Below are 9,495 nucleotides of genomic sequence, written 5' to 3'. Positions count from 1 at the left end.
CGCGTCGACGCCGGGCAGCCCTACCTCGCGGTCGTCGACTACGCCCACAAGACGGACGCGGTCGAGTCGGTGCTCAGGGCGCTGCGCAAGGTCACCAAGGGCCGGCTGCACGTCGTCCTCGGCTGCGGTGGCGACCGTGACCGGACCAAGCGCGCCCCGATGGGCGCCGCCGTCGCCCGGCTCGCCGACACGGCCGTACTGACCTCCGACAACCCCCGTTCCGAGGACCCCCTCGCGATCCTCGCGACCATGCTCGAGGGCGCCGCCTCGGTGCCCGCGCACGAGCGCGGCGAGGTGCTCCTCTTCGAGGACCGGGCCGCCGCCGTCGCCGCCGCCGTGGGCCGCGCCCAGGCCGGCGACACGGTGCTGGTCGCGGGCAAGGGTCACGAGCAGGGCCAGGACATCGCCGGCGTGATCCGTCCCTTCGACGACCGCCAGGTGCTTCGCGAAGCTATCCAGAAGACCCAGGGATGAACTTGTGATCGCCCTCTCCCTCGCCGAGATCGCAGCAGTCGTCGGCGGGCAGACGCACGACATACCGGATCCGTCCGTGCAGGTCACGGGACCGGTCGTCCGGGACTCCCGGGAGGTGGTGCCCGGCAGCCTGTTCGCCGCCTTCGTCGGCGAGCGCGTGGACGGCCACGACTACGCCCGGCAGGTCGTCGAGGCCGGCGCGGTCGCCGTGCTGGCCGCCCGGCCGGTCGGCGTCCCCGCCATCGTGGTGGACGACGTCCAGACCGCCCTCGGCGCCCTCGCCCGGCACGTCGTGGGCCGGCTCGGCACGACCCTCGTGGCGCTGACCGGCTCGGCCGGCAAGACCAGCACCAAGGACCTGATCGCCCAGGTCCTCGGGCGCAAGGCGCCGACCGTGTTCACGCCCGGCTCGCTCAACAACGAGATCGGGCTGCCGCTGACCGCCCTGTCCGCCACCGAGGAGACGCGGTTCCTCGTACTGGAGATGGGCGCCCGTGGCATCGGGCACATCCGCTACCTCACCGGCCTCACCCCGCCGAGGATCGGCCTGGTGCTCAACGTCGGCTCCGCGCACATCGGCGAGTTCGGCGGGCGCGAGCAGATCGCCCAGGCCAAGGGCGAGCTGGTGGAGGCGCTGCCCCCGGCGAGCGAGGGCGGCGCGGCGATCCTCAACGCCGACGACCCGCTGGTGAAGGCCATGGCCTCCCGTACCAAGGCGAAGGTGGTCCTTTTCGGAGAGTCGGCCGAAGCGGACGTACGCGCCGAGAACGTACGACTCACGGACAGCGGACAGCCCTCCTTCAGGCTTCACACACCCTCCGGTGCAAGCGATGTGACGATGCGCCTGTACGGTGAGCACCACGTGTCGAACGCGCTCGCCGCGGCCGCCGTCGCCCATGAGCTGGGCATGTCCGCGGAAGAGATCGCCCTCGCGCTCTCCGAGGCGGGCTCCCTCTCCCGGTGGCGCATGGAGGTCACCGAGCGCCCGGACGGCGTGACCATCGTCAACGACGCCTACAACGCCAACCCCGAGTCCATGCGGGCCGCCCTCAGGGCGCTCGCGGCCATGGGCAAGGGGCGCCGCACGTGGGCGGTGCTCGGCAAGATGGCCGAGCTGGGGGACGAGGCGCTCGCCGAGCACGACGCCGTCGGACGGCTCGCCGTCCGGCTCAACGTCAGCAAGCTCGTCGCCGTCGGGGGGATTGAGGCCTCCTGGCTGCAATTGGGCGCATATAACGAGGGTTCGTGGGGTGAGGAGTCGGTGCACGTGTCCGACGCACAGGCGGCGATCGACCTGTTGCGCAGCGAGTTGCGCCCGGGGGACGTCGTGCTCGTGAAGGCGTCCCGGTCGGTGGGGCTGGAGAGCGTCGCCCAGGCGCTCGCCGAGGCCGGTGCCGAGGGTGAGGTCGCCGCCCGATGATGAAGCAGATCCTGTTCTCGGGAGTCATCGGCCTCTTCCTGACGCTGGTCGGCACCCCGCTGCTGATCAAGCTGCTGGCCCGCAAGGGCTACGGCCAGTACATCCGCGACGACGGCCCGCGCGAGCACGCCAGCAAGCGCGGTACGCCGACCATGGGCGGTATCGCCTTCATCCTGGCGACCATCGCCGCGTACTTCCTGAGCAAGCTCATCACCGGCTACGCGCCGACCTACTCCGGTCTGCTGGTCCTCGGCCTGATGTTCGGCATGGGCCTGGTCGGCTTCCTCGACGACTACATCAAGATCGTCAAGCGGCGGTCGCTGGGTCTGCGGGCCAAGGCGAAGATGGCCGGCCAGCTGATCGTGGGCATCGCCTTCGCCGTGCTGTCGCTGCAGTTCTCCGACGCCCGCGGCAACACCCCGGCCTCCACGAAGCTGTCGTTCATCACCGACTTCGGCTGGTCGATCGGCCCGGTGCTGTTCGTCGTCTGGGCGCTGTTCATGATCCTCGCGATGTCGAACGGCGTGAACCTCACCGACGGTCTGGACGGTCTGGCCACCGGCGCCTCCGTGCTCGTCTTCGGCGCCTACACCTTCATCGGCGTCTGGCAGTTCCAGGAGTCCTGCGCCAACGCGCAGACCCTGACCAACCCCGGCGCCTGCTACGAGGTGCGCGACCCGCTCGACCTCGCGGTGGTCGCCTCCGCGCTGATGGGCGCCTGCCTCGGCTTCCTGTGGTGGAACACCTCGCCGGCCAAGATCTTCATGGGCGACACCGGCTCGCTGGCCCTCGGCGGTGTCCTCACCGGCCTGGCCATCCTCTCCCGCACGGAGCTGCTGGTGGCCATCATGGGCGGCCTGTTCGTCCTCATCACCATGTCGGTCGTCATCCAGGTCGGCTCCTTCCGGCTCACCGGCAAGCGCGTCTTCCGGATGGCGCCACTCCAGCACCACTTCGAACTCAAGGGCTGGTCCGAGGTCCTGGTGGTGGTCCGCTTCTGGATCATCCAGGGCATCTGTGTGATCGTCGGACTGGGCCTCTTCTACGCGGGATGGGCAGCGGACAAGTGACCTCCACCTCGGGGCTCTTCGACTTCCAGGGCAAGCACGTCACCGTCGCCGGGCTCGGTGTCTCCGGCGTCCCGGCGGCCAAGGCGCTGCACGCGCGCGGCGCGGTCGTCACGGTCGTCAACGACGGCGACGACGCACGCGCGCGCGAACAGGCCGCGGAACTGGAGGCGCTCGGCATCACCGTGCGCCTCGGTGACGGCTCCACCCTGCCGGAGGGCACCGAGCTGATCGTCACCGCGCCCGGCTGGCAGCCCGGCAAGCCGCTGTTCCGCGCCGCCGAGCAGGCCGGCGTGCCGGTCTGGGGCGACGTGGAGCTGGCCTGGCGGCTGCGCGGCCCGGACGCGGCCCCCTGGCTGGCCGTCACGGGCACCAACGGCAAGACCACCACGGTCCGGATGCTCGCCTCCATCCTCGAGGCGGCGGGCCTGCGCACGGCCGCCGTCGGCAACATCGGCGTCTCCCTGCTGGACGCGGTCCTCGGCGAGGAGGAGTACGACGTGCTCGCCGTGGAGCTGTCCAGCTACCAGCTGCACTGGGCGCCCTCGCTGCGCGCCCACTCGGCCGCCGTCCTCAACCTCGCGCCGGACCACCTGGACTGGCACGGCTCCATGGAGGCGTACGCGCGCGACAAGGGCCGTATCTACGAGGGCAACAAGGTCGCCTGCGTCTACAACGTCGCCGACAAGGCCACCGAGGACCTGGTGCGCGAGGCCGACGTCGAAGAGGGCTGCCGGGCGATCGGGTTCACCCTCGGCGCCCCGGGGCCGTCCCAACTCGGCGTCGTGGACGGCATCCTGGTCGACCGCGCCTTCGTCGAGAACCGGCACAAGAACGCGCAGGAGCTGGCGGAGGTCTCCGACATCCACCCGCCGGCCCCGCACAACATCGCCAACGCCCTCGCGGCGGCGGCCCTCGCGCGTGCCTTCGGGGTGCCCGCCACCGCCGTACGCGACGGCCTGCGGGCCTTCCGCCCGGACGCCCACCGCATCGCGCACGTCGCCGACCTCGACGGGGTCGCGTACGTGGACGACTCCAAGGCCACCAACACCCATGCCGCGGAAGCGTCGTTGGCGGCATATGAGTCGATCGTATGGATCGCGGGCGGACTGGCGAAGGGCGCCACCTTCGACGAACTGGTCGCCAAGTCGGCGGCGCGGCTCAGGGGCGCGGTCCTGATCGGTGCCGATCGGGCCCTGATCCGTGACGCCCTCGCGCGACACGCCCCGGAAGTACCCGTGGTCGACCTCGACCGGACCGACACTGGGGCGATGCTCCAGGCGGTGACGGAGGCCAGGCGGCTGGCCCGGCCCGGCGACACGGTGCTGCTGGCCCCGGCCTGCGCCTCCATGGACATGTTCACCAACTACAACCAGCGCGGCGACGCGTTCGCGGCGGCGGTCCGCGAACTCGGCGCCTGAACCCGGCCGCCTGCCGGGCGGATCTTGGGAGGGACGCGTGGGACGGTCGACGTTCAGTGGAGGCACCGATGCCCGGTAGCCGCACCGGCCGGCCGCCCGTACAGCGGGCGTCCCGCCGTCCCGCCGTCCCCCGCGTCCCGCGCGAGAACCCCGTACAGCGGCTCTACACCCGCGCCCGCAAGGCCTGGGACCGGCCGCTGACCGCCTACTACCTGATCCTCGGCGGCAGCGTGCTGATCACCGTGCTGGGGCTGGTGATGGTCTACTCGGCCTCCCAGATCACCGCGCTCCAACTGTCGCTGCCGGGGTCGTACTTCTTCCGCAAGCAGTTCCTCGCCGCGGTCATCGGCGGCGCACTGCTGTTCGCGGCCTCCCGCATGCCGGTGAAGCTGCACCGGGCGCTGGCCTACCCGATCCTGGCCGCCGCCGTCTTCCTGATGGCCCTGGTGCAGGTGCCGGGGATAGGGATGTCGGTCAACGGCAACCAGAACTGGATCTCCCTCGGCGGCTCCTTCCAGATCCAGCCCAGCGAGTTCGGCAAGCTCGCCCTGGTGCTGTGGGGCGCCGACCTGATCGCCCGCAAGCAGGAGAGAAGGCTGCTGGCCCAGTGGAAGCACATGCTGGTGCCGCTGGTCCCGGTCACCTTCCTGCTGCTCGGACTGATCATGCTGGGCGGCGACATGGGCACCGCGATCATTCTCACGGCGATCCTCTTCGGCCTGCTGTGGCTCGCGGGCGCGCCGACCCGGCTGTTCGCCGGGGTACTGTCGGTGGCCGGACTGATCGGGGTGCTCCTGATCAAGACCAGCGACAACCGGATGGCCCGGCTCGCCTGCATCGGCGCCACCGAGCCCAAGAGCGGGGTCGCGGACTGCTGGCAGGCCGTGCACGGCATCTACGCGCTCGCCTCCGGCGGGTTCTTCGGTTCGGGGCTCGGCGCGAGTGTGGAAAAATGGGGCCAACTGCCGGAAGCCCACACCGACTTCATCTTCGCCGTCACCGGTGAGGAACTGGGCCTGGCGGGGACGCTGTCGGTGCTCGCCCTGTTCGCGGCTCTAGGCTATGCGGGTATCCGCGTGGCCGGACGCACGGAGGACCCCTTCGTGAGGTACGCCGCGGGAGGCGTGACCACCTGGATCACCGCCCAGGCGGTGATCAACATCGGTGCGGTGCTCGGTCTGCTGCCGATCGCCGGCGTCCCGCTCCCGCTGTTCTCCTACGGAGGGTCCGCCCTGCTGCCGACCATGTTCGCCATCGGGCTGCTGATCGCCTTCGCGCGCGACGAGCCCGCTGCGCGGGCAGCGCTTGCGATGCGGCAACCCCGCTTTGGTAAAAAGCGGGCGGGAGGCTCCGGTGCCGAGCGGGGGCCTCGGAGATGGAACACGATGCGACGGCGTGCCTCGGCGGCGCGTTCGTCCGGAGAGCGGTGAATTTCGGTGCATGTCGTACTCGCCGGTGGGGGGACCGCCGGCCACATCGAGCCCGCGCTCGCCCTCGCGGACGCCCTGCGCAGGCAGGACCCGACCGTGGGGATCACGGCCCTGGGCACGGAGCGCGGCCTGGAGACCCGGCTCGTCCCGGAGCGCGGCTATGAGCTGGCACTGATCCCCGCGGTGCCGCTGCCCCGCAAGCCCACCCCCGAGCTGATCACCGTCCCGGGCCGGCTGCGCGGCACGATCAAGGCCGCGGAGCAGATCCTGGAGCGCACCAAGGCGGACGTCGTGGTCGGCTTCGGCGGCTATGTCGCGCTGCCCGGCTATCTGGCCGCCAAGCGCCTCGGGGTGCCCATCGTGATCCACGAGGCCAACGCCCGCCCCGGCCTGGCCAACAAGATCGGCTCGCGCTACGCGGCCCGGGTCGCCGTCTCCACCCCGGACAGCAAGCTGCGTGACGCCCGTTACATCGGCATCCCGCTGCGCCGCTCCATCGCCACGCTGGACCGTGCCGCGGTCCGCCCCGAGGCCCGGCACCGCTTCGGCCTCGACCCGAACCTGCCCACGCTGCTCGTCTCCGGCGGCTCCCAGGGCGCCCGGCGGCTGAACGAGGTGACGCAGCGGGTCGCCCCCTGGCTGCAGCAGGCCGGCATCCAGATCCTGCACGCGGTCGGCCCGAAGAACGAACTGCCGCAGGTACAGCAGATGCCGGGAATGCCCCCCTACATCCCGGTAAGTTACCTGGACCGGATGGACCTCGCGTACGCCGCGGCCGACATGATGCTCTGCCGCGCGGGCGCGATGACCGTCGCCGAACTCTCCGCCGTGGGCCTGCCGGCCGCGTACGTCCCGCTGCCCATCGGCAACGGTGAACAGCGGCTGAACGCCCAGCCGGTGGTCAAGGCCGGCGGCGGACTCCTCGTGGACGACGCGGAACTGACGCCGGAGTGGGTGCAGCAGAACGTGCTGCCCGTGCTGGCCGACCCGCACCGGCTGTACGAGATGTCCCGCTCGGCAAGCGAGTTCGGCCGCCGGGACGCCGACGAGCTGCTCGTCGGCATGGTGTACGAGGCGATCGCCTCGCGCCGTTAGGACCGTATGACGAAAGGGCAGTGACGGTGGCCGGACCGACAACCGCCGAGCGCGGGGAACGCCAGCAGGGGTCGTCCGGTCCGCCGCCCGCCCGCGGCGCCGTACGGCGTCTTCGTACGATCGTCATCCTGGCCGTGGCCGTCTTCCTGCTCGGGGCCGGTGGCGCCTGGGTGTTGTACGGCTCGCAGTGGCTGCGGGTGCGGCACGTCTCGGTGTCGGGCACGCTCGTGCTGACCCCCGCGGAGGTCCGCGAGGCGGCGGACGTGCCCGTCGGGGAGCCGATGGCGTCCGTCGACACGGATGCCATCGAGGCCCGGCTGCGGCGGAAACTGCCCCGGATCGACACCGTGGACGTGGTTCGTTCCTGGCCCCGGGGAATCGCCCTGAATGTGAGTGAACGCACTCCGGTCCTGCTGATCCGAAAAGGCGGGAACTTCGTCGAAGTCGACGACGAAGGTGTCCGTTTCGCCACGGTTTCGCAGGCGCCGAAAGGCGTTCCGAGCCTGGAATTGTCCGCCTCCCGCAACGGGCCCGGAGCGGCGAGCCTGCGGCGCTTCGGCACCGGCCGGCTGGTGCGCGCGGCCGTCCGGGTCGCCGGCGACCTGCCCGCCCCCGTGGCGCGCGCCGCCCGGACCGTCCGGGTGCGCTCCTACGACGCCGTCTCGGTCGAGTTGGGCGACGGCCGCACGGTGGTGTGGGGCAGTGACGAGCAGGGCCGCGCCAAGGCGCGGGCGCTCACGGCTCTCATGAAAGCATCCCCGGGCGCACGGCACTTCGACGTCACGGTTCCCACCGCCCCTGCGTCATCAGTGAGTTGACGCACATCAGCGCAGGCCAGCCCCCTGGTTGGGCACGGCTACGGCTGATCACATAGGGTGAAAAGAAAAACGGGAGGTTCGGCGTGTTCGTTGAACGGGCGCCACTTGTCGACTTAGTGTCCTGTTCGGAAGACTCCAGGGAACAGACACACTGGTAACCCTAAACTTCAGGCTTAGGGTTCGGGTCGGCGCTACGGACCGTCCCATTCGGCATCCGTCGTCCCGGCGCGGGGCACCGCACGGCGGCGACAACGTAATTCGAGGCGAGAGGCCTTCGACGTGGCAGCACCGCAGAACTACCTCGCAGTCATCAAGGTCATCGGTGTCGGCGGCGGTGGTGTCAATGCCATCAACCGGATGATCGAGGTCGGTCTCAAGGGCGTCGAGTTCATCGCCATCAACACCGACGCACAGGCGCTGTTGATGAGCGACGCCGACGTCAAGCTCGACGTCGGCCGCGAACTCACCCGCGGACTCGGCGCCGGAGCCAACCCGGCCGTCGGCCGCAAGGCCGCCGAGGACCACCGCGAGGAGATCGAGGAGGTCCTCAAGGGGGCCGACATGGTCTTCGTGACGGCCGGTGAAGGCGGCGGCACCGGCACCGGCGGGGCGCCCGTCGTGGCCAACATCGCGCGCTCGCTCGGCGCCCTGACCATCGGCGTGGTCACGCGCCCGTTCACCTTCGAGGGACGGCGCCGCGCGAACCAGGCCGAGGACGGCATCGCCGAACTGCGCGAAGAGGTCGACACCCTCATCGTCATCCCGAACGACCGGCTGCTGTCCATCTCGGACCGCCAGGTCTCGGTCCTGGACGCCTTCAAGTCCGCGGACCAGGTCCTGCTCTCCGGTGTTCAGGGCATCACCGACCTCATCACCACCCCCGGCCTGATCAACCTGGACTTCGCCGACGTGAAGTCGGTCATGTCCGAGGCCGGTTCGGCCCTCATGGGCATCGGCTCGGCCCGCGGCGACGACCGCGCGGTGGCCGCTGCCGAGATGGCGATCTCCTCGCCGCTGCTGGAGGCGTCCATCGACGGCGCCCGGGGCGTCCTGCTCTCCATCTCCGGCGGCTCCGACCTCGGCCTGTTCGAGATCAACGAGGCCGCCCAGCTGGTCAGCGAGGCCGCCCACCCCGAGGCCAACATCATCTTCGGCGCGGTCATCGACGACGCCCTCGGCGACGAGGTGCGGGTCACCGTGATCGCGGCCGGTTTCGACGGCGGCCAGCCGCCGGCCCGCCGGGACAACGTCCTGGGCTCGGCCTCCGGTTCGGCCCCCGCCCGCCGCGAGGAGCCCGCCCCGGCCCGGCCGAGCGAGCCCAGCCGCCCGTCCTTCGGCTCGCTGGGCAGCGTCAAGCCCAAGGAGGAGCCGGAGCCGGCGCCCGAGCCGGTGCCGGACATCCCGGTCGCCCCGCCGGTGACGCCGGCGCCGCGGACCTACTCGGACAGCGCGGCCGAGGAGCTGGACGTCCCGGACTTCCTCAAGTGATAGGACAGCGCGAGAGCGTGAGCGGCGCGCACTTCGCCTTCACCGACCGGTGGGGCGGGGTGAGCGCCGCTCCGTATGAGGAGCTGAACCTCGGTGGCGCGGTCGGCGACGCGCCCGAGGCGGTGCGCCGCAACCGCGAACTGGCGGCCCGGTCGCTCGGCCTGGACCCGGACCTGGTGGTGTGGATGAACCAGGTGCACGGCGCCGACGTCGCCGTGGTGGACGAGCCGTGGGGACAGGGCCCGGTGCCGGAGGCCGACGCGGTCGTCACCACGCGGCGCG

The 9,495-nt window shown here is 71.2% G+C and carries 9 protein-coding genes; all 9 read left to right on the top strand.

From position 1 onward, the window contains the following. Positions 1-474, top strand: a 474-nt coding sequence (locus H5J33_RS13855; RefSeq protein ID WP_309485397.1) for a glutamate ligase domain-containing protein, incomplete at its 5' end; no start/stop codon positions are given. Between the two features lie 4 nt (positions 475-478). Then, positions 479-1,894 (top strand): UDP-N-acetylmuramoyl-tripeptide--D-alanyl-D-alanine ligase, encoded by a 1,416-nt coding sequence (gene murF, locus H5J33_RS13850; RefSeq protein WP_181795208.1) that lies wholly within the window; start codon positions 479-481, stop codon positions 1,892-1,894. After that, positions 1,894-2,964: a phospho-N-acetylmuramoyl-pentapeptide-transferase gene (gene mraY / locus H5J33_RS13845; RefSeq protein ID WP_181795209.1), complete on the top strand. Its 1,071-nt coding sequence runs from the start codon at positions 1,894-1,896 to the stop codon at positions 2,962-2,964. Before murF ends, mraY begins: the two co-directional genes overlap by 1 nt. Next, a complete protein-coding gene (gene murD / locus H5J33_RS13840; protein ID WP_181795207.1) occupies positions 2,946-4,382 on the top strand; it encodes a UDP-N-acetylmuramoyl-L-alanine--D-glutamate ligase in 1,437 nt (478 codons plus the stop codon). Before mraY ends, murD begins: the two co-directional genes overlap by 19 nt. Before the next feature lie 68 nt (positions 4,383-4,450). Continuing rightward, entirely contained in the window at positions 4,451-5,812 is a 1,362-nt protein-coding gene (gene ftsW / locus H5J33_RS13835; RefSeq protein WP_181795206.1) for a putative lipid II flippase FtsW, read from the top strand. Between the two features lie 6 nt (positions 5,813-5,818). Further along, the gene (murG, locus tag H5J33_RS13830; RefSeq protein WP_030605489.1) at positions 5,819-6,907 is read left to right on the top strand and encodes an undecaprenyldiphospho-muramoylpentapeptide beta-N-acetylglucosaminyltransferase; all 1,089 of its coding nucleotides are present in this window, start codon (positions 5,819-5,821) and stop codon (positions 6,905-6,907) included. A 26-nt stretch (positions 6,908-6,933) separates the two neighbouring features. After that, entirely contained in the window at positions 6,934-7,725 is a 792-nt protein-coding gene (locus H5J33_RS13825) for an FtsQ-type POTRA domain-containing protein (RefSeq protein ID WP_181795205.1), read from the top strand. A gap of 279 nt (positions 7,726-8,004) precedes the next feature. Continuing rightward, entirely contained in the window at positions 8,005-9,213 is a 1,209-nt protein-coding gene (gene ftsZ, locus H5J33_RS13820; RefSeq protein WP_181795204.1) for a cell division protein FtsZ, read from the top strand. Beyond that, positions 9,210-9,495: laccase domain-containing protein (locus tag H5J33_RS13815; RefSeq protein ID WP_181795203.1), on the top strand; the 286-nt coding region annotated here is incomplete at its 3' end. The genes ftsZ and H5J33_RS13815, both read left to right, overlap by 4 nt.

The sequence above is a fragment of the Streptomyces sp. WELS2 genome, from assembly GCF_013870595.1.
Classification (GTDB): domain Bacteria; phylum Actinomycetota; class Actinomycetes; order Streptomycetales; family Streptomycetaceae; genus Streptomyces.
Note: the sequence above shows the minus strand (reverse complement) of the source record. Positions and strands in the feature narration are given on the sequence as shown.